This is a genomic window from Thalassotalea castellviae (genome assembly GCF_031846185.1).
GTDB classification, from domain to species: domain Bacteria; phylum Pseudomonadota; class Gammaproteobacteria; order Enterobacterales; family Alteromonadaceae; genus Thalassotalea_H; species Thalassotalea_H castellviae.
Genome location: NZ_JAVRIF010000002.1, coordinates 29,583 through 51,523, shown reverse-complemented (window position 1 = coordinate 51,523; position 21,941 = coordinate 29,583). Strand labels below are relative to the sequence as shown.

Genomic DNA, 21,941 nt, shown 5'->3' with positions numbered 1-21,941 from the left:
GGAGGAAGTTGCATTGGAAATTATTAAAACAATTACAGTACATCCAACAGATTACTTAACCTCACAAGAGTTGGCGGACATTGATCATGAAATTAGTCTTATGGAAACTCGCGAGGCGGCAGGTATTGAAGCTTTAAAAGTGGTGCAATCACATCGCGGCTGGATCAGTGATGAATCGTTACATGTTATCGCTGCTTATTTAAAAATGTCATCGGCAGAGTTAGAAGGTGTTGCGACATTTTACAATTTGATTTATCGACAACCGGTTGGCAAGTATGTGATCCATCTTTGTAATAGTGTTAGTTGCCATTTAACCGGCTATCAACAAGTGCTTCACGCCATTGAACAACATCTTAATATTGGTTATGGACAAACAACGGAAGATAATCGCTTTACATTACTATCAAATGTTTGTTTAGGCGGTTGTGATAAATCGCCTGTTATGATGATAGGTAAGCAACATTATGAGCAGTTAACTCCGAAAAAAGCAGTTGAAATAATTACCGCTTTACAAAATGAAAATCAAAACGTTGAGGTAGAACTATGAACGCCTTAACACACCCATTAACGCATTTAGTGAACCTACAGTCCCCACTCAATTTAAAAGATTACTATCAACAAGGTGGTTATTTAGGCGCTGAAAAAGCATTGAAAGCATATAGTCCGTCACAGGTGCTCGACATTGTAAAAAAATCTCAGTTAAAGGGCCGAGGAGGTGCAGGTTTTCCTACCGGCATGAAATGGAGTTTTGTACCCGATTATGATGAGTCAGATCCTCGTAGCCAAGAAAATAAGTACTTAGTTTGTAATGCTGATGAGATGGAGCCAGGCACATTTAAAGACCGTTTATTACTGGAAGGGGTTCCTCATCAATTAATTGAAGCAATGATTATCGCGGCATATACCATAGGCGCTAATAAAGCTTATATCTTTTTACGTGGAGAATATCATCTCGCGGCACAACGTATCGAAACTGCACTTAAAGAGGCATATCAAGCCAATTGGCTAGGGAAAAATATTCAAGGCAGTGATTATCAATTAGATTTATATTTACATACGAGTGCCGGTCGCTATATATGTGGCGAAGAAACTGCGTTGATTAATGCGCTGGAAGGTAAACGCGCTAATCCTCGTGCAAAACCGCCATTTCCACAGGTGGCGGGATTATTTGGCAAACCGACGATCGTGAACAATGTCGAAACCTTATGTAACCTTCCTCATATTTTAAAAAATGGCCCTGAATGGTTTATTAACCTTGCCCCAAATAGCGATGCTGGCAGCAAAATATATGGTGCTTGTGGGCGAATAAAAAATCCTGGTTTGTGGGAATTACCCATGGGAGCGACGATAGGTGAAGTATTAAATAAACACGCCGGAGGTATGCAAGAAGGCTTGAAACTTAAAGGTTTGTTACCAGGCGGTGCATCAACTGATTTTCTCTTGCCTGAACATTTAGATACACCGATGGATTATGACTCTATCGCTAAAGCTGGAAGCCGTTTAGGTACTGGGGGATTAATTGTCTTAGACGATAAGAATTGTCCGGTGGCAATGGTGTTAAACCTATTACAATTTTTTGCACAAGAATCCTGTGGTTGGTGTACACCTTGTCGTGATGGTACTCCCTGGGCGGTTGAAATTTTAACTCGCATTGAACAGGGGAAAGGCACGATTGACGATATCGATTCTCTGTTAAAGTTATGTGATTTTATGTGGATAGGCAAAACCCATTGTGCATTAGCCCCAGGAGCAGTTGAGCCATTAAAAAGCGCGTTAAAATATTTTAATGATGAATTTATGCAACACATAGAACAAGGTTGTTGCCCTTATCATGGAGCTTACTAAGATGAGTGCTGATAACAACACGCCAACTATGGTCACAGTGTATATTGATGATCTCCCCTATCAAGTAAGCAGTGACGACAATTTACTCGCTGGCGTGCTTTCTCAAAAATTAAACCTGCCTTATTTTTGTTGGCACCCTTCAATGGGATCTGTGGGGGCTTGCCGACAATGCGCTGTGACGCAATACCAAGACGAAAATGATCAACGCGGCCGTTTAGTCATGGCCTGCACAACACCTGTAACCGATGGCATGCGCATTAGTTTAAAAGACAGTCAGTCCGAAGTTTTTAGAGAGCAAGTCATCTCAGCCATGATGACTAATCACCCCCATGATTGTCCGGTTTGCGCTGAGGGCGGTGAGTGTCATTTACAAGATATGACTGTCATGACAGGGCATAGTACTCGCGAATATAAAGGTGATAAGCGAACCTTTGTTAATCAACATTTAGGTGAATTTGTTGGTCATGAAATGAACCGTTGTATCACTTGTTATCGGTGTGTTCGATTTTATAAAGATTATGCGGGAGGTACTGATTTTGGTGTTTACGGCACCAACAACAAAGTTTGTTTTGGTCGCCAAGAAGAAGGGCAATTAGAAAGTGAATTCAGTGGTAACTTAATAGAAGTTTGTCCAACAGGCGTATTTACTAATAAACTTTTTTCTGCTCATTACACTCGAAAATGGGATTTACAATCGGCACCTTCAATATGTGCTTTTTGCTCTGTGGGTTGTAATACCAGTGTAGGCGAGAGATATGGCAGTGTTCGACGGGTAATGAATCGTTATAATCATGACTTAAATGGGTATTTTTTGTGTGATAAAGGACGATTTGGCATCGGTTTTGTCAATGGATTAACACGATTGCGCAAAGCCAAAGGTATTTCGCAACAGTCTCCTGAGAAACTGACCCGCTTAGAGGTAAGTAAAGCGCTAGTGCATTACAAAGGTAAGAATTTTATCGGTGTTGGTTCTGCGCGTGCCTCGTTTGAAGCGAACTATTATTTGCAACAACTTGTCGGTAAAAGTCATTTTTCTTTAGGTTATAGCCATAATGAAATGGTTTTTGCAGAACTACATCAACAATTTTTAATCCACCATAAAGCGCCAAGTATAGCTGAAATTGAGCAAAGTGATTTTGTGCTTATTATTGATGAAGATATCACACAAACAGCACCAAGAATTGCGCTTGCGGTGCGTCAAGCATTGCGCAATGCAAGTATTGAAAAAGCAGATAAACTAGGCGTACCTTCGTGGCAAGACAGTGCAGTGAGAACCATAGGGGGAAGTGCACTATCACCATTATTCTTACTGCAAAGTAAAGCAACCAAGTTAGACGATGTTGCTGAAGCTGTGCTGATGAAAAACACGCAAGACAGCATTGAACTGCTGCATTTATTCACGACCTTAATTCAAAACAATCATGAATTGGCCAAAGTCGGTGATGATAATGTTGCTTTACTGAATAAATTATTAATGGCTAAAAAACCTTTAATTATTAGCGGTTGGAGTCACCAATCACCCGCTTTATTTAACGCAACAATTGAATTCATGACCGTTTTGACTCGAACTTGCAAAACCTTGCGATCACTTTTATTGCCGCCTGAAGCTAATAGCGTTGGGCAATTAGCCTTGATGGATGAAAGCAGTTTATCGATTGAACAAGTCGTTTATAAATTAACCGATAATGATAGTGGTATCGATGGGGTTATCTTGTTAGAAAACGAGCTTGAAGTGATGAATGAAGCACAGCTTAATTGTTTAAAAGAGACAGATAAAACCATTATTTGTTTAGATCATAGTGACAACCAAATAACGGCGTTGGCTGATATTGTTTTTCCCGCTGCGCCGATAACGGAAAGCGATGGACATTTCGTTAACTATCAAGGTCAAATCCAAGCCTTTTATCAAGTACACCCCAGTGTTTTACCTGTGCAAGAGAACTGGCGTTGGTTAACATTAATTGCCAAAGCTATGTATCCTAAACATGCTCTGTCCCAAGAGGTTCATTCGCTTAGTGAGCTTCACCAACTTTTTCATCAACATGACGATTATTGGCCAATTACGAAGTCGGCGACTTATCAAGCTAACGCGATTAAACCGATTGCTAGGGAGCCTCATCGTGCTAGTGGTCGTACGGCTAAAATGGCCAATATTAGTGTACACGAAGCGAAAGTTAGCCAAAGCGAAGGCGATTATCGTTTTTCAATGGAAGGTAGCGATTTAAATCATGCCACTGAAATGCCTTTTACTTGGTCTCCTGGGTGGAATTCCAATCAATCTATACATCAATATCAACAAAAAGTGGCGGGTCATTTAACTCATCAAGCCGACGCTTTGTTTTTTGATTTCAACCAAATTAAAGCAGTGATAGAGCGACGAGCACCTTTAAGCGAGCATCAACAATGTTTTCATTCTCAAATACCTTGGCATCGTAGTGGTTGGCAATCGGGGTTAAATCCGGAGTTTGCTTTGTTGCATAAAGTCAACAAGATATTTATGTCATCTACTGAAATAGCTAAAAGAAAGTTAGTTGAAAATCACTGGGTGAGTGTTGATCTTACGGCTGCAAGCACGGGTGAGAAAAGACAATATATTGCTCAACTATTGTTAGATGAAAATCTATTGGGGGATTTAATTTATGGTGATATCGATCAATTACCTAATCAAATCTATAGCAAAGTTGCTGTTTCCATTGCAAGTGCGCATCAAGTAGAAAAATATCAAAACCAATGTCAGCATTTACAACAAAAAGCGACTCAAGATAAAGCGTTAATCCTTGAAAAACTCAAAGCACAAGATGCTTATATTCCAATTCGATTAGTCTCTGGAGGGTTAGATAATGCCTGAAATGATATGGAAACTAGTTGAAATATCTATCATTATTGCCTTGTTGATCCCAATGGCTGCCATGTTGGTGTGGGTTGAACGACGCATGATAGGCATATGGCAAGATCGCTTAGGGCCAAATCGTGTTGGGCCATTTGGTATTTTGCAATCGTTTGCCGATTTATTAAAAATTCTCGGTAAAGAAGATTGGATCCCACCTTTTAGTGAAAAGTTCGTTTTTGTATTAGCGCCAATAATTGGTGCGGTATGTGTGTTGATGAGTTTTGCGGTGATCCCTTTCGCTCCTGATGTAGGGGTTTCTGATCTCAATATCGGTTTGTTGTTTTTCTTGGCCATGGCATCACTGGCAGTTTATTCCGTGGTGTTAGCGGGTTGGGCTTCTAATTCTAAATATGCCTTACTTGGCGGGATGAGAGCGGCAGCGCAAACGGTAAGTTACGAAGTTTTTATGGGCTTATCTGTTATGGGAGTCGTATTGCTTTCAGGAAGCTTTAACTTACGCGAAGTGGTGTTGGCACAATCGGATGGTTGGTTTATTCAATCACAATTTATCGGTTGTTTTGTTTTTTTAGTGGCAGGGATTGCTGAAAGTCATCGTTTGCCGTTTGATTTGCCTGAAGCGGAAACTGAATTAACAGCAGGATTTCATACTGAGTATTCAGGCTTAAAATTTGCCTTATTCTTTTTAGGTGAATATTTAGGGGTCACATTAATCTCTGCGATGTCAGTGGTATTATTTTTTGGCGGTTGGTTAATGCCTGCACCATTAGATACTTGGTTGCCGCCAATAGTGTGGTTTGTCGTGAAGATTGCTTTTTTTATCTTATTTTTTATTTTACTTCGTACCTCATTACCTAGGCCAAGATTTGATCAGTTATTAGCCTTTGGTTGGCTTGTTATGTTACCTCTGGCGCTTCTTAATTTATTGGTCACCGCTTTATTAAAACTGATGGAGGTGCTGTAATGCTTAGTCAATTAAGAACCATGTGGTTGGTGTTAAAACATACCTTTACGAAAGCAGATACGGTTGAATATCCCGAACAAAAACCGTATCTCGCGCCAAGATACCGAGGTCGTATTGTTCTCACAAGAGAGCCTAACGGTGAGGAGCGTTGTGTTGCTTGTAATTTATGCGCCGTTGCATGTCCAGTTGATTGCATTGCTCTTCAGCAAACTATTGATGATGACGGAAGAAAACGAGCTGAATTTTTTCGGATAAATTTTTCGCGTTGTATTTTATGTGGTTTTTGTGAAGAAGCTTGTCCTACTTATGCCATTCAATTAACCCCTGATGTTGAGTTAGCTGAATATGACCGTCAAAATTTAGTGTATGAAAAAGAACATTTGTTAATTAAAGGCGTTGGTAAATACCCTGATTATAGTTTTTATCAACAGTCAGGCATCAAAATAAAAGACAAAGACAAAGGGGAGGGGCTCCAAGAGAAACCGCCGATAGATGTGAAGGGGTTAATGCCATGATTACACGCTTTGCTTCAATTGAAACCTTATTCTATCTTGCTGCTTTAATTGCCATTATCGCGAGTTTAAAAGTTGTCACACAAAAAAATACCGTTCATGCTTTATTGTATTTAGTGGTGTCTTTACTCGCCGTTGCTGTTTGTTTTTATTTAATGGGGGCTCCTTTTGCTGCCGGTTTAGAAGTGATTGTTTATGCCGGCGCCATTTTAGTGCTGTTTGTTTTTGCTATTATGATGTTTGGTTTAAAAAATGATGAAACCAAATATGCCCCTCAAAGTACGGGATTAACTATTTGGCTTGGTCCTTGTCTCTTAGCTGTATTTTTGCTGTTGGCCTTATTGCTTTCTTTTGATAGTGCTGACATTCAACAGCAACTTAATGCAACCGTCATTAGTTCCAAAGATGTAGGCATTCTGCTTTATGGCCCGTACTTACTCGCTGTTGAAATTGCTTCTTTTCTTTTATTAGCCGGTCTTGTGGCTGGTTATCATTATGCAAAACCTGACGCCCAAGGAGGTCATTTATGACAGCAATTCCACTGGAGCACGTTTTAATTTTGGCTTGTATTCTTTTCAGCATTGGATTTTTTGGTGTGATCGTCAGAAAAAATACGCTTTTTATGTTGATGAGTTTAGAAGTGATGCTAAATGCAGTTGGGGTTGCCTTTATTGGAGCAGGCAGCGTTTGGCAACAAGCTGATGGACAAGTCATGTTTGTTTTAATTTTAACCTTGGCCGCTGCGGAAGTAGCCGTTGGCCTCGCGTTACTTATTCGTTTACAGCAAAGATTTAAGTCGCTCGATATCGACTGTTTAAGCCAGTTAAAAGGGTAGGAGATATTATGTTATTAAGCTTTTTGCCTTTTTACCCATTAATCAGCTTCTTGTTGATCATTTTATTAAAAAAACAACTGTCGTGGTGGCAAACCAGTGTACTGAGTGTCGGGGCTATGTTGTTGTGTGCTATCACGAGTTTAGTGTTATTTAATGCTTTAAACCAAGCCCCAGATGGCGTGATAACTTCACATTTATGGCGTTGGTTCTCTCTCAGTGATGGCGATAGCTTTGTCAGTGTCAATTTTTCTTTTTACTTAGATGCTTTGTCTGCGGTGATGATTTGTGTCGTGTCTTGCGTGGGATTTCTTATTCATCTTTTTGCCGCAGTTTATATGAAGGAAGATGAAAATTTTGGCCGTTTCATGGCCTATATGAATTTATTTATCGTAGCGATGCTGATTTTAGTTTTAGCTGATAATTTAGTTTTACTGTATTTAGGTTGGGAAGGTGTTGGCTTATGTAGCTTTTTATTGATTGGCTTTTGGTATCAAGAAAAAGCCAATGTATTAGCAGCAAGAAAAGCGTTTATTGTGACGCGTATTGGCGATACTTCTATGGCTATAGGGCTATTTATGCTCTTTAATGCGTTAGGAAGTGTAAATATTGTTGATGTAAGTGAACTTGCCAGCGCTCAATGGCAATTAGGTAATAATGACGCTTATTGGATTTGTTTATTATTGTTGGGCGGCGCAGTAGGAAAATCAGCACAACTGCCATTACAAACCTGGTTACCTGATGCTATGGCTGGACCAACACCTGTCAGCGCCTTGATTCATGCCGCTACTATGGTCACGGCAGGTGTATATTTAATTGCTAGGATGAACGGATTATTTATTTTGTCTCCTCAAGTGATGAATTATGTTGCTTGGATAGGAGCCATTACCTTACTTCTTGCCGGTATTTCGGCACTGGTGCAAACTGATATCAAACGGGTTTTAGCTTATTCCACCATGAGTCAGATTGGTTATATGATGTTAGGTTTAGGTGCTGGCGCTTGGTCTGCGGGGATTTTCCATTTAATGACCCATGCTTTTTTCAAAGCCTTGTTGTTTTTAACGGCAGGCGCGGTTATTTATGCACTACATCACCAACAAAATGTTTTTAAAATGGGTGGCGTGTTAAAGCGTTTACCGTTCGAATCAAGTTTGTTTATTATTGGTTTGATCTGCCTGATGGCGTTACCGGGAACGTCAGGTTTTTTCTCAAAAGAAGCTATTATTGGCCAACTTTGGTCCTCGGCAACCGCAGGACAAGCATTATGGTGGTGTGCAATTTTAGGCGCTTTTTTAACCAGTGTTTATAGTTGTCGATTATTTTTCATTGCTTTTCTTGGTCAAGAACGTTTTAGTCATCCAGTGACAAACTTATCAAATAAGGGGTTAAAAGCATCGTTAATTACTTTAGCTTTATTATCACTTGTTGGTGGTTTTCTTGTACCTGACTTGTCTGGAGTGTTTGTTAACACAACTCAAGGCGTAAACAATGTCGTTGAGCCAAAGTGGTTACACAGTGTCGCGATTGCAACTCCTATTGTTGGCATTGTATTTTCTTGGTTTTATTTTAGTCAGTATCGCAGTGCAGAGCCTAATATTTATCAACAGGCCCAACTAAAGGAAAATCAAAACCCGATTGTTCGCTATTGTTTTTCAGGGCTTGGTTTTGATCATTTATATGAATTAGTGTTTATTAAACCTTTTGTTTTTATCGCACGCTTAAATAAACGTGATGTGGTCGATCAATGTATCATGAGTATTACATGGTATGTTGGCCTATGGCGAGATATCTTAGTTTATAGTCAAAATGGTTTGATGCGTTGGTATGCTGCGGCTTTTGCTATTGGTTTAGTCTGCTTTATAGGAGGCTGGTTATTATGATCATTTCTTTACTGATGATCGGACTTGTTTTCTCTGGCGGTTTCGCTTGGTATATGGAAACTAAACGGTCAGGGCAAGCAAAGTTTATTGCGTTGTTAGCCACGATCATACTTGGAAGTAGTTTTACACTTTACATCGCCACCTCGCCAGAAAGTTATGCTGAGTTAGTGTTACTCACTAAGGTTACATGGATTTCTGTTTTTAATATCCATTATATGATTGCCTTAGATCATTTAAGTATCTTGCTATTATTACTTACTTTCATACTCACTGTGGTTGCCATTTTAATTTCATGGCGTGAGATCACGCACCGACAAGGTTTCTATTATTTTAATTTATTAACCACCATCGCTGGCATTATTGGGGTTTTTACCGCGGTAGATATGTTTTTGTTTTTCTTCTTTTGGGAAGTGATGTTATTACCTATGACCGCACTGATTGCAATTTGGGGTCATGAAAACCGTCATTTTGCAGCAATTAAATTTTTCATCTTTACGCAAGTAAGTAGTTTATTAATGCTTATTGCCATTATATTAATGGCTTTTATTCATCAACAGCAAGAAGGCCAACTAAGTTTCGCTTATCAAGACTGGTTAACATTAACCCTTCCTGCTGATTATAGTTATTATTTAATGTTAGGTTTTTTTATTGCTTTTGCCGTGAAGCTACCTTCTTTTCCTGTTCATAGTTGGTTGCCTGATGCTCATACACAAGCCCCAACGGCAGGTAGTGTATTACTTGCCGGCATTTTATTAAAAACAGGAGCTTATGGACTCATTCGTTTTGTTATCGTCTTATTTCCACAAGCTAGTGAGGAATTTGCGCCTATTGCCGCTGTATTAGCTTTAATAAGCATCTTATATGGCGCCAAAATGGCCTTTGCACAAACTGATTTTAAACGTTTGGTGGCATATAGCAGTATCAGTCATATGGGCTTTGTGATGTTGGCGTTATTCGCGTTTAATGCGAATGCTTTTCAAGGGGTGATTATTACTTTGGTCGCTCATGGTTTGAGCAGTGCGGCATTATTTACCTTTGCAGGCATGATCTATGCGCGGATCCATTCACGAGATTTAAGGGAAATGGGAGGCTTTTGGCGAGCCTCCCCCGTGATGGGAGGCTTTGCTTTGGCATTTGTAGCCGCAGCGTTTGGTATGCCAGGTTTAGCGAATTTTATTGGTGAATTTTATAGTTTAATCGGCGCTTTTCAACGGTTCCCTTTGATCACAATTTTAGCGGCCTTAGGCATTATCGGATCAGCAATTTATGGCATGTTACTGTTTCAATCTAGTTTTCAAGGCCCGGTAAAAAATAGCTTTATTGATTTATCGATAAGAGAAAGGTTTATTGCAACAAGTCTGTTTATCTTTCTGTTAGTGCTCGGATTATTTCCCAATTTAATTTTGCAATATTCGTTTAATGGAGGGCTATAACCATGGATTTATTTGCCCTTAGTATGATTGTCCCACAATTAATAATTGCCGCAGGTATTGTTCTTGCTATGTTGTTAGTTGCATGGCGAAGAAGTCAGCAACTGATCGCAAACTTTACTTTGTTCACTTTAATCCTTTCTTTGGTCGCAACTATTCATGGTTTTGGTTTTGATAAAATATCGGTAACTATGTTGTTAGCGGTTGATGACTATAGCCGCTTTGCTTTTATTTTAGTGTTATCGGCCAGTATCGTTTGTTTGTATTTAAGTAAAATTATGCTTAAACAAGTCGAAGACGTTCATGATGAATACTATTTATTATTATTACTAGTGGTATTGGGTGCTGGAATTTTAGTTGTTAGTGATCATTTTGCTAGTTTGTTTTTAGGTTTTGAATTATTAAGCATCGCCATTGTTGGATTAGTTGGTTATTGTCGAAAAGCGCCCAATGCCGTAGAAACTGGATTTAAATATTTAATATTAAGTGCCAGTGCATCAAGTTTTATGTTACTTGGTATTGCGTTTATGTATGCCCAAACGGGGGATTTAAGCTTTACACAAACTGGCTTGGAAAATGTCACTTTATTGAAAATATCTTTGCTATATCAAATTGGTTTTATGCTGTTTTTTTCAGGAGTTGCCTTCAAGTTATCTTTAGTGCCTTTTCATTTTTGGACACCAGACGTTTATCAAGGGGCGAGTTCCCCTGTGGCTATGTTATTGGCGACTGTCTCGAAATGTGCGATGTTTATTGTGTTATTAAAATGCTGTTATACCGCTACAAATTTAATGTTATTACAAAATGATAAACTGTTTGAATTTATCGCTTGGATTGCCATTTTATCGATGATAGTTGGGAATAGTTTGGCATTAAAACAACAATCTATTAAGCGCTTATTGGCTTATTCTTCTATTGCACATATGGGGTATCTTCTAATCGTGTTGCTGATCAGTGACAGCAAAGGTTTAAATATGGCGTGGCAAAGTGTGCTGTTTTATTTAACGGCTTATCTTTTAGCTAATGCATCAATATTCACAGTTATTACCTTGATGAATCGCGATAGTGAGGTGTATCAAGACATTACGATTAATGATTGGCGTGGTTTATTTTGGCAACAACCTTTGAGGGCCACGTTACTCATTTTTTCTTTGTTAAGCTTTGCTGGCATCCCTTTAACTGCCGGTTTTATCGGTAAGTTTTATTTAATCACTTTAGCGGCAAATCAGGCATTATGGGCGTTATTAGCCGCGTTAATTATCGGCAGCGGTATTGCTTTAGCGTATTATTTACCGGTTATATTTTCATTGTTTTCGTTGGAAAAACCTCGTGATGATTTACCTCCGGCTTCAATGTCAATACTGGAAAAGTGTGCGGTTATCTTATTGATTTTTACCGGCTTAGCGATTGGTATTTTCCCTAATGCTATCGGCAGAGTTTTACAAGCGATTTAAACCTTTTATAAAATAACGGCTTGGTTAATTTCACAAACTAATTGTTTTCTTGACGACTAATATGTCATTAAACAACTTACTTAATAGAAAAAAATTACTAACGTATTGTTAATCTTGTAAAAAACATGTTGGCGTGATGTTTGTATATATTCTTGCTAAAAATGATCAGAACGTTGATCTTTTATTTATTATTCAAGGAATATCGTAGATGAAACATATAAAAATAATTTCAGCCATAACTCTTACTACTTTAATGAGTGGTTGCGTAGTCATTGCTTCGTCACCTTCTCGCGCAGATTTTCATATGCAAAAAGAACTTTCTATAGACGCGAGTGAATTAACCGCTTTAGATATTGAAACGGGCAGTGGTTCACTCAGCGTGATAGGCAATGCAGAGTTAACTGAAATTAGAGTAACAGCGGATATTTATACGGATAAAAAGTATACCGACAATTATGAACTTACCCTAAATAAGTCGGGGAATTCAGGTTACTTTGTTGCTAAAAACCATAGTACATCTGGTTTTTGGGTGGGTGACTCGCCACATATTGATGTGGTTATACAACTTCCTAAATCTATGTCGTTAACTATTGATGACGGATCGGGTGATATTGATGTGCAAAACTTAAACGGTCAATTAGATATTAAAGATGGCTCTGGTGGACTGTTGGTAAAAGATATTAATGGCGATATTAATATTAATGATGGCTCAGGTGAAATAGATGTGAGTCAAATTACTGGCAACTTAAAAATTATTGATGGCTCTGGTGAAATAAATATCCATGAAATCAAAGGTAATCTTAACGTAGATGATGGCTCAGGAACGATCTATGCGAGCAATATTGATGGAAGTGCCGACTTTGATGACGGCTCTGGCGATTTAACGGTTAAAGAAATTACCGGTATGGTAACCATTGATGATGGTTCAGGTAGTATAACGGTCGATAATGCAGGCGGTTTGAAAATTTTAGAATCAGGCTCAGGTGGCTTAAAAGTCAAGAATGTTAAAGGTGGTTTTAATATTGATAGCTGATCGATAAATAGCACAATTTTGCCGGTAAATAACGTTAAATTGCGATAATTTAGCGTTATTTTTTACGTTTCTTGTAGTTTTCCTTGCTTCTAATTTTCACCTCTGTATAATGCGCGCCTCGATATCAAGTCGTTGGATGTACTTGATATATTTATAGTGTGGGGTTATCCCAATAGACTTGCCCAGCTAGTTTCCTAACTAAGCTTTAGAATGTGCCTTGAGTCTTCCGGTGGTTTCCTCGTTATTGAACGCAGGGGTTGTTAGTTTACAACTATACCTGCCATTGAGAAGACAAAATTTATGTTAAATATTGACAATGCCTCTGTAGGCTTTGATGGCCTTGGTTTGCCTGAAAACTTATTATCTGCCCTTAAAACACTTGGTTTTGAGAATGCAACGCCTATTCAATCAAAAACAATTCCACCTTTATTAGAAGGTTATGATGTTTTAGGTGAAGCACAAACGGGTACAGGTAAAACAGCTGCTTTTGGCTTACCTGCCTTAGCAAAAATTGATACATCAATTAGAAAACCACAATTGATGGTATTAGCACCAACTCGTGAGTTAGCGATGCAAGTGGCTGAAGCCATTGAATCATTTGCGAAAAATATTAAAGGTCTTAAGGTTGCTACTTTATATGGTGGTCAATCTTATGGTCCACAATTTCAACAATTAGAGCGCGGTGCGCAAGTGGTTGTTGGCACACCTGGTCGTTTAATGGATCACTTACGTCGTAAGAGCCTTAAATTAGATCAATTAAAAGTTTGTGTACTTGATGAAGCTGATGAAATGTTAAACATGGGCTTTTTAGAAGACATTACTTGGACACTAGATCATGTGCCTGAATCTACACAAATGTGTTTGTTTTCAGCAACAATGCCTGCTGGCATTCGTAAAATTGCCAATCGTTTCTTAAAAGATCCTGTGCATGTAAAAATTGCCGCGGTTAAGAAAGAAAAAGCGAATATTACGCAATATGCTTGGAAAGTTAGCGGAATTCAAAAAATTACTGCATTAACACGTATTGCTGAAATTGTTGATTATGATGCGATGATTATTTTCGTACGCACCCGAAACGATACTGTTGATGTTGCTGAAAAATTAGAGCGTGCAGGTTACCCTGCATTGGCGTTAAACGGTGATATGAACCAGCAGCAACGCGAACGAACTATTGATCAATTAAAATCTGGTGGTTCTTCAATTTTAGTCGCTACAGATGTGGTTGCTCGTGGTTTAGATATTCCGCGTATTTCGTTAGTCATTAACTACGATTTACCGAGTGATAATGAATCTTATGTTCACCGTATTGGTCGTACTGGTCGTGCCGGTCGTGAAGGTACATCTATATCGTTTGTTCGTCCGCGCGAAATGTATTCATTACGTCATTATGAACGTTTAACTTCAGGCGTTGTGAAACCTTATGATTTACCAAATATTCAAGAAATTGGTAAAAAACGTATCGAAAGAACACGCACTGAAATAGCTGAAATTATTGCGGAAAAAGATTTAACGGCAATGCGCGAAATTATTGAAGGTATGGCGGCAGAGTCTGAACTTTCGATGACTGATTTAGCGGCAGCATTATTGTTCCAAAAACAATTAAAGCAACCTTTACAGCCGAAAGAAGATCCTAAGCCTCGTCGTGATGCGCGTTCAGATAACCGTAATGATAGAGATGGTCGTGGTCGTAATGATAGTCGTCGTGATGCTCGTGGTGAAGGCCGTGGTAGGGATAACCGCAGTGAACGTGCGCCTCGTAAAGCGAAAGAAGTGCGTAACGATGTAGATTGGCAGACTTACCGTTTAGAAGTTGGTAAAGAGCATGGTGCTAAACCGGGTGATATTGTTGGTGCCATTGCCAATGAGATTTCACTTGATAGTAGCTACATTGGACAAATCAACTTACATGAACGTCATACTTTTGTTCAGTTACCAAAAGGTATGCCTGATAAGTCATTTAAACAATTAAAGAATGTTCGCATTCGACGTCAAGCTTTAGAGATTTCGGTGTCAGATGCAGCATTGGTAAAAGATCGTCCTCGTCGTTCAAATAGAACTGAACGTCCAAGACGTGCAAACTAAGCACCAATATTAGACAATATTAATATATAGAAAAGGCGAGTCAGTTGACTCGCCTTTTTTGTCTGTGCATTTTACTTGCTAAGTTAATTACCTATCGTTATTTGGCTAATTCAACCATAACTGCGGTATACATTTTTAAATTAAGAGCAAATTGTTCTACGGTAATAAACTCATGTTCAGAATGTCCAGTATATTCTGCACCAGGCATTGACGGCCCAAAAGATACCGCATTAGGGAATAAACGAGAGTTTGTACCACCGCCAATTGAAATGGGCTTGGCATCTGTTATGCCAGTAAAATGAGAGAAAACAGCTAATAATGTCTCGATTTGTGGGGCTTTATTTTGTACAAAGGGTTCGCCAATATAATGATCTAACTCAGTAATATCAGCCATATTTTTTAATTTCCAGCTGGCAATGGCATGATTGATTTCATTGCGCAATTGCTGTTCACTCTTACCTCTCGGTCGTCTTATATTGATATTTAATTCAAGATTGTTTTTATTCTGTTTGATTACCGTTGGAGACACCGTCATCGGACCCATAAAGTCGTCAGTGTATGCGATATTGCCGAATTTTTTTCCTTCTAATCCTAAGCCAATATTATCGTTAATAAAATTAACTAACGTGCCGGCACCATTATTGGGCCAACGGGTATTGGACAATAAGTCTGCTAAATAGGGAATAGCGTTTACCCCTTCTTGAGGTTTTGAAGAATGGGCTGATTTCCCTAAAGCGGTAATTATTAATTGCTGGTCTTTTAAGGTTAAATCAAAAGAGATCCCTTGATAAAACTGGACCTTGTCCATTAATTTCTGTAGCAATGTAATGTCTGCATTTTCGATAATGGCTTTAGCATCTTCGGGAATTTGACTGCCAAAATATCCCCCCTCAAAATGACTAATATATGGATCTAAGCTGCTAGATTTATCTTGTTTATTAAAGGCTATTTTTAATGTGCCATAGCCTTTTTCTGCAGTAACAACAGGATATTCTGCATCAGTAGTAATGTTTATCTGCGGGAGATCATTATTCTTCACATATTCTTGTAAAGGTCCCCAGTCTGACTCTTCCGCCATATATACGTAGAGCTCTATACGTTTAGATAATTTAATATGTTTGTCTTTAATGGCTTTCATGGCATATAGTACAGAAGAGATTGGCCCTTTATCATCTTCACTGCCTCGAGCAATTAATTTTCCAGGTTCGGTGGTGCTATCTAATTCAAAAGGAGATTTAGCCCATTTAGCTGGATTAACTGGTTGAATATCACCGTGGGTGATAATACCTAGTCTTTCTTGGCTATCACCTAAACCGATTATTAGCACATAACCGTCATCTTGATAATCTAAACCTAGCTGCTCAGCTTGAGTTTTTAAGGTTTTCTTAAAGGCGATATGCTCAGGATTATCGGTAGATTTAATTCCTTCAACAGCAACCGTATTATGTTTTACGAGTTGGCTGAGGCTGTTAATCATGTCTTTTTTGTAGGTTTCTACCGCATATTGTGCGGTATCTTTTGCAAGAACACTCACAGTGTTAGCCATAGCATTAACAGAAAATATGAGCATGGTTACTATCGATACGGTTCGGGATAGTAAGGATAATTTTTTCAGATTTTTTAACACAAGATTTCCTTTCAGATATAAGTAAAGTAACAAATCAGCTAACATACATCATTTGAATGTAATCGATTAACTCAAATATAAACTGATAACGTAGACCGTTAATATATTAACTGGTTCAAGGTAAAAACAGCTACAATAAATAAAAAAATAAACTTATACAGTTAGTTAAAGTTTTAAAAAATGATCATATGGAACTAAATGAAATTTCTACACGTTTGAAATACATTTGTCATCCCTATGTTTTAATAAATAACCCCCACTTTATAGAGTAATATATGTCAAATTTAAACATCAGAACTGCAACGATTGACGATGCAGAAACCATTTTATACTTTATTCGTGAACTTGCGATTTACGAGAAGGCTGAACATGAGGTGCTAGCTACAGTAGAGACGATCAAATCAAGTATGTTTGGTGAGAAAGGTGGTGTACATGGTTTGATTTGTGAGCTTGATGGTAAAGCAATCGGCTTTTCTGTGTATTTTTATAATTATTCTACTTGGTTAGCAAAACCGGGACTTTACTTGGAAGACTTATATGTCTCGCCCGAGTATCGCGAGCAAGGTGCAGGCATTGCTTTATTAAAAGCATTAGCCAACATCGCTTTAAATGAAGGCTGTGGTCGTTTTGAATGGAGTTGTTTAGATTGGAATACTCCTTCTCGCGAGTTTTATGAATCACTGGGCGCAGAACCACAACATGAATGGTTAGGTTATAGAATGTCAGGAAAAACGTTAACAGACTTTGCTCGTTAACGTTTAAAATTTATTGGTATAACGCTTACCCTTGACAGTATTTTTTACTGGTGAGTAAGAGTCGTTAGATGGTTAATTTTAGGAACAGTCATCTGTGACTTTGAAATATTAATCATTAAAGTGTGAAAACATCTATAGACTTGTGCCAAAGTACAGGTGTTTAGGGAACACAAATAAAAGTACTGTTCAAACATCAATAGAAAGAGTAATTATGGGGTTGCTGTTTTTTGTTTTGAGCGAATAGTTTCAGTAAAGTTTAAGGTCTCAAATGAAAGTAAAATTTGCCGTAATAGGCACCAGTAAAATTACTAAAATGTTTATTGAAGCAGCTAAACAAGATCAACGTTTTGAACTACATGCCGTATATTCTCGCGGCAAAGAAACCGCACAAGCGTTTGCAAAAGATCATAACGCAGCGCATGTATTTACTGATTTGTCAGCGCTAGGGCAATGCCAAGAAATTGATGCCGTTTATATTGCTTCACCCAATAGCTACCATGCTCAACAAGCGATTCAAATGATGAATGCGGGCAAGCATGTATTGTGTGAAAAACCGATTGCCGTGAACAGCAATGAGTTTCAGGCGATGGTCACGAGCGCTAAACAAAACAATGTTTGCTTAATGGAAGCTATGCTAAGTTCATTTGTACCAAACTTTTTAACCATTAAAAATTCATTAGATAAAATATTACCATTAAGAAAATTCACGGCTAGTTTTTGCCAGTATTCTTCTCGTTATCCGGCCTATTTACAAGGAGATAATCCCAATACTTTTAATTTAGCCTTCGCTAACGGTTCGTTAGTCGATATCGGTATTTATCCGCTTTATGCAGCTATTTCATTGTTTGGAGAGCCGGATAATGTTCAGAGTCAGTGTACTAAATTAGCATCTGGTGTTGATGGTTGTGGTGATGTGTTATTAAGTTATGAAAAATCGTGGCAATTGCAAGCGGTGATCAGTCATTCAAAGGTCAGCTCTGGTGAAAACATTGGCGAATTACAAGGTGAAAACGGTCGGATTGTTTGGCAACATTCATCTGAATTTAATCAAGTAAAGCTACTATTAAATGATGGTGAAGAACAAACACTCTCCGTTGAGCAAAATAGCAACAAAATGGTGTATGAATGTCAGCACTTTCTGGATTTGATTGCTGCAAAGCGCATTGAGTCTCCGGTTAACTCATGGCAATTATCATTGCTTGTATTACAAGTGTTAGAGCAAGTGAGAGCTCAGCAAAGTATTGTTTACCCTAATGATAACGTGTGAATAAAATAAGCTAAGCTATACTCAATCATATACTTATTTATTGTCTTTAATAAATATAAGTTTTTCTTTGTAAAGTGAGGTATTTGCTGTGGTAGCTGAACAAGAATTAGAAATTCTTTCACAATCAGATCTTGATGATTTATTGCGAATTAATGAATTTATTGGCCAACAAGATGAAAATTCTTTAGTGAGTGAATTAAAACGAGCTATTTTAGATTCAGGTAAATTAGAGTTAAGTCAGTGGAAATCACTGCGTGATCATATCAGAGAAATTGAAGAACTGATTCCTCACATTGATTTAATCATAAAGTTGAAAAAAGAAAACTAAGCGGTGTTATTTAAAGTAGGGTAATTATTTATTAATTATTTTAATAAAAAGCAGCAGATCACGGTAATCTCACATATAATAACGCGAGATTATACGTGAGGAAAATTATGAAAGTTTGTGGTGTAGAGTTAAAAGGTAGTGATGCCATTATTTGTGTGATGTCTAAAGCTAATGGTTTATATGATATTCCACACATTAGAGTGCCTAAAATATCCATTAAAGATGCAGGCGATGCCGATCATTTACGAGATTTTCAATTTGCTTTTGCTAAGTTGGTTGAAGATTATAAAATTGATAAAGTTGTTATTAAAGGTCGTGCATTAAAAGGTAAGTTTTCTGGTGGGCCTGTTGGTTTTAAATTAGAAGCGGCCATTCAATTAATTAATAATTTACCGGTAGAAATATTATCGGCAAGCTATGTCAAAAATACGTTAGCAAAATCTCAAGTGAATATAGATTTTAGAGACACAGGTTTAAAAAATCTTCAAGAGACGGCATTCCAAACAGTTTTTTCATATTTGGAAAATAATTAACTCTTAAAATTCAACGTTTTTAGAGCACTTTGTAGAAAAAGTGCTTATGTTAAACTTACACATCATCCTTAATTATTTAAAATAAACATTACCAATACCCTTTAAATTGGTAATGTTTTTTTTGCGAGCCTTTTGATAAAAAAATTTACCATTTATAAATGCAGTGTTTTATTACTCGTTTTTGTTTTTCTGTAATAAACCTTTCTATAGCAAGTTAATCATACCTAAATTAAATCAACTTAATTTATTGCCTATCATTTTGTGGTGAAAGTGAGATGGAAATAAACAATTATTCAGAACAATAATGAAAAATTGATGACCAATCTGTATAAATTTCAATCCTTTTACTATGTTAAATACAATGTGAATTAATGGACTGAAATATTTCTATTGTTAACCGAGTTGGTTTACCGATTTTGTGTTCTCATTAAGGTATTTTTAAAAACTTTGGTTGACAAATTGGTAAGCTGTTGAGAGTATCGTATCTAGTATTTAGTACAAAAGAAATATAAATAACAAAATTAGTTTTCTTTTTAGTACTTAAATGGTTCATACAATAATTTATTAGGGGAATAATGATTGTGAAAACGAAATTATTAATGAGTTTGCCAATTCTATTGGCATTAAGTGCATGTGATAATGACTTTGAAGGCAATAAAGAAGGTAACTCAATTGGCTCAATAAGTATTTCTGGTGACACGATAGTTGGTTCATCATTGTCAGCAAACTTGGTTGACACTAATGGTTATGACGCTGCTGCGGTAACTTATTCTTGGATGGCAAACGATGTGGTAATTTCGGGGGCTACTTCAAGTTCATACACATTAGTAGATGCAGATGCAGCGACAAAAATAACCGTGTCGGCTTCATATACTGATGATGATGGTTATGATGAGGTAGCTAAATCTAATCCTTCTAGCACAGTAGAATTTCCTGCGGTGAATACCGAAGGGACTGTTGCTATTTCTGGTGATGCTGTCGTTGACGGTGAGCTAAAAGCGACAATCACAGATCCTAATGGCACGGGAGCAACGCCAGTTGCTTACACTTGGATGGTTGATGGTTCAGATATTGCTGATTCAAATGCTTCAACTTACACCTTAACTGCGGCTGAGCTAGGTTCGATTATCACCGTTTCTGTTGTTTATACAGATAATGACGGATTTGATGAGATGGCAACGTCTGAAGGCGTTGGACCTGTTACGGATGAAATTATTGTTCCACCAGCTGTAGAGATCACGAAAGTTGCATCAATTACCGATAGCATGACCGATGATGCGGGCGAATTACGTTACAAAGATTCAATGTTAGAGCAAGGTAAACTGACCGTTTCATTTAACAAAACATTAGATGATGGTAAAGATGCCTATATCGGCTTATACGGTAGCTCAACTAGTACCAACAATGCTGTGATTGATTTACGCATTCAAAATGGTGTGTTCCAAATTCGTAATAATGAAGACGCTATTTTAAGTGAAGTTACTTATACTTTAGATGAATGGCATGATGTTGAAATGACTTGGGACTCTTCAAGTACTACAGAAGTGACTACGTTAACATTAACGATTGATGGCGTAATGTATGGTCCATTTCTTTCATCAACAAAAGAAGGTCCAGACTTAACTACTGACGGTGTATCTACGGTCATCTTTAAATTAGGTGATAACGGTGGCTTAACTGATGCTTCATTCTTAGTGGATGATTTTAAACTGTATTCAGATACTGCAGGAACGACTGAAGTATTCTCTGATGATTTTGAAGGTTATGCAGTAGGTGATTCTTTAGATACTGATAACGGGGCCTCTCCATATAACTCTAGTACTGCTGAAGCGGTAGTTGCAGAAGCTGAGCGTTTAGTTGAAGAAGAGCCAGAAGAACCGGCTGAGCCTAATTTCAATGTTGCCTCAATTACCGATACTATGACCGATGATGCGGGCGAATTACGTTACAAAGATTCAATGTTAGAGCAAGGTAAACTGACCGTTTCATTTAATAAAACAATGGATGATGGTAAAGATGCCTATATCGGCTTATACGGTAGCTCTACTAGCACAAATAACGCTGTGATTGATTTACGCATTCAAAATGGCGTGTTCCAAATCCGTAATAATGAAGACGCTATTTTAAGTGAAGTTACTTACACCTTAGGCGAGTGGCATGATGTTGAAATGACCTGGGACTCTTCAAGTACCACGGAAGTGACTTCGTTAACATTAACGATTGACGATGTTATGTATGGTCCTTTTCTTTCTGCAACGAAAGAAGGTCCAGACTTAACAACTGATGGGGTTTCAACGGTGATCTTTAAAATTGGTGACAATGGTGGCGTAACTGATGCTGCATTCTTAGTCGATGATTTTAAACTATATTCAGATATCGAAGGTACTACAGAAGTATTTGCAGATGACTTTGAAAGTTATACAGTAGGTGATTCTTTAGATACAGATAACCCTGACTCGCCTTATAATTCAAGCACTGCAGAAGCGGTTGTTGCTGACAGATTATAAAAGCGAAAAGTATAATTAACGTTGGTTAAGTCATTAATCAAGAT

General features: G+C 37.8%; 18 protein-coding genes. 17 read left to right on the top strand and 1 reads right to left on the bottom strand.

Annotated elements, in window-relative coordinates; all coding sequences use genetic code 11:
• Nucleotides 1–13 precede the first annotated feature (13 nt).
• From nuoE to RM573_RS03900, 12 genes are all read left to right on the top strand, one after another.
• Nucleotides 14–547 carry an NADH-quinone oxidoreductase subunit NuoE gene (nuoE, locus tag RM573_RS03955; RefSeq protein ID WP_311577614.1) on the top strand — a complete coding sequence of 178 codons (534 nt, stop codon included), beginning with the start codon at nucleotides 14–16 and terminating at the stop codon, nucleotides 545–547.
• On the top strand, nucleotides 544–1,845 hold the full coding sequence (nuoF, locus tag RM573_RS03950; RefSeq protein ID WP_311577612.1) for an NADH-quinone oxidoreductase subunit NuoF: 1,302 nt from the start codon (nucleotides 544–546) through the stop codon (nucleotides 1,843–1,845). Before nuoE ends, nuoF begins: the two co-directional genes overlap by 4 nt.
• Nucleotide 1,846: 1 nt before the next feature.
• Nucleotides 1,847–4,693 carry an NADH-quinone oxidoreductase subunit NuoG gene (gene nuoG / locus RM573_RS03945; protein WP_311577607.1) on the top strand — a complete coding sequence of 949 codons (2,847 nt, stop codon included), beginning with the start codon at nucleotides 1,847–1,849 and terminating at the stop codon, nucleotides 4,691–4,693.
• On the top strand, nucleotides 4,686–5,657 hold the full coding sequence (gene nuoH, locus RM573_RS03940) for an NADH-quinone oxidoreductase subunit NuoH (RefSeq protein ID WP_311577604.1): 972 nt from the start codon (nucleotides 4,686–4,688) through the stop codon (nucleotides 5,655–5,657). Before nuoG ends, nuoH begins: the two co-directional genes overlap by 8 nt.
• On the top strand, nucleotides 5,657–6,172 hold the full coding sequence (gene nuoI, locus RM573_RS03935) for an NADH-quinone oxidoreductase subunit NuoI (RefSeq protein WP_311577601.1): 516 nt from the start codon (nucleotides 5,657–5,659) through the stop codon (nucleotides 6,170–6,172). Before nuoH ends, nuoI begins: the two co-directional genes overlap by 1 nt.
• Nucleotides 6,169–6,699: an NADH-quinone oxidoreductase subunit J gene (gene nuoJ, locus RM573_RS03930; protein WP_311577597.1), complete on the top strand. Its 531-nt coding sequence runs from the start codon at nucleotides 6,169–6,171 to the stop codon at nucleotides 6,697–6,699. Before nuoI ends, nuoJ begins: the two co-directional genes overlap by 4 nt.
• Nucleotides 6,696–7,004, top strand: coding sequence for an NADH-quinone oxidoreductase subunit NuoK (gene nuoK / locus RM573_RS03925; protein ID WP_311577594.1), 309 nt, complete (start codon nucleotides 6,696–6,698; stop codon nucleotides 7,002–7,004). The genes nuoJ and nuoK overlap by 4 nt, the downstream gene beginning before the upstream one ends.
• 8 nt (nucleotides 7,005–7,012) lie before the next feature.
• Nucleotides 7,013–8,881 (top strand): NADH-quinone oxidoreductase subunit L, encoded by a 1,869-nt coding sequence (gene nuoL / locus RM573_RS03920; RefSeq protein WP_311577591.1) that lies wholly within the window; start codon nucleotides 7,013–7,015, stop codon nucleotides 8,879–8,881.
• Complete coding sequence (locus RM573_RS03915; RefSeq protein WP_311577589.1) at nucleotides 8,878–10,314, top strand: complex I subunit 4 family protein; 1,437 nt, start codon at nucleotides 8,878–8,880, stop codon at nucleotides 10,312–10,314. The genes nuoL and RM573_RS03915 overlap by 4 nt, the downstream gene beginning before the upstream one ends.
• 2 nt (nucleotides 10,315–10,316) lie before the next feature.
• Nucleotides 10,317–11,765: an NADH-quinone oxidoreductase subunit N gene (locus tag RM573_RS03910; RefSeq protein ID WP_311577586.1), complete on the top strand. Its 1,449-nt coding sequence runs from the start codon at nucleotides 10,317–10,319 to the stop codon at nucleotides 11,763–11,765.
• A gap of 208 nt (nucleotides 11,766–11,973) precedes the next feature.
• On the top strand, nucleotides 11,974–12,798 hold the full coding sequence (locus RM573_RS03905) for a DUF4097 family beta strand repeat-containing protein (protein ID WP_311577583.1): 825 nt from the start codon (nucleotides 11,974–11,976) through the stop codon (nucleotides 12,796–12,798).
• A 300-nt stretch (nucleotides 12,799–13,098) separates the two neighbouring features.
• The gene (locus RM573_RS03900; protein WP_311577580.1) at nucleotides 13,099–14,880 is read left to right on the top strand and encodes a DEAD/DEAH box helicase; all 1,782 of its coding nucleotides are present in this window, start codon (nucleotides 13,099–13,101) and stop codon (nucleotides 14,878–14,880) included.
• A gap of 97 nt (nucleotides 14,881–14,977) precedes the next feature.
• Here RM573_RS03900 and RM573_RS03895 read toward each other — a convergent pair whose 3' ends face one another.
• Nucleotides 14,978–16,450 carry a dipeptidase gene (locus RM573_RS03895; RefSeq protein WP_311577577.1) on the bottom strand — a complete coding sequence of 491 codons (1,473 nt, stop codon included), beginning with the start codon at nucleotides 16,448–16,450 and terminating at the stop codon, nucleotides 14,978–14,980.
• 332 nt (nucleotides 16,451–16,782) lie between these two features.
• Here RM573_RS03895 and RM573_RS03890 point away from each other — a divergent pair, with 332 nt between their 5' ends.
• The 5 genes from RM573_RS03890 to RM573_RS03870 all read left to right on the top strand — a co-directional run bounded on the left by RM573_RS03890 (nucleotide 16,783) and on the right by RM573_RS03870 (nucleotide 21,897).
• Nucleotides 16,783–17,262, top strand: a complete 480-nt coding sequence (locus RM573_RS03890; protein ID WP_311577574.1) for a GNAT family N-acetyltransferase — start codon at nucleotides 16,783–16,785, stop codon at nucleotides 17,260–17,262.
• 268 nt (nucleotides 17,263–17,530) lie between these two features.
• On the top strand, nucleotides 17,531–18,529 hold the full coding sequence (locus tag RM573_RS03885; protein ID WP_311577570.1) for a Gfo/Idh/MocA family protein: 999 nt from the start codon (nucleotides 17,531–17,533) through the stop codon (nucleotides 18,527–18,529).
• 88 nt (nucleotides 18,530–18,617) lie between these two features.
• Nucleotides 18,618–18,857 (top strand): hypothetical protein, encoded by a 240-nt coding sequence (locus tag RM573_RS03880; RefSeq protein ID WP_311577567.1) that lies wholly within the window; start codon nucleotides 18,618–18,620, stop codon nucleotides 18,855–18,857.
• A 107-nt stretch (nucleotides 18,858–18,964) separates the two neighbouring features.
• Nucleotides 18,965–19,390, top strand: coding sequence for a DUF3010 family protein (locus tag RM573_RS03875; protein WP_311577564.1), 426 nt, complete (start codon nucleotides 18,965–18,967; stop codon nucleotides 19,388–19,390).
• A 581-nt stretch (nucleotides 19,391–19,971) separates the two neighbouring features.
• A complete protein-coding gene (locus RM573_RS03870; RefSeq protein WP_311577561.1) occupies nucleotides 19,972–21,897 on the top strand; it encodes a hypothetical protein in 1,926 nt (641 codons plus the stop codon).
• Nucleotides 21,898–21,941: the final 44 nt, after the last annotated feature.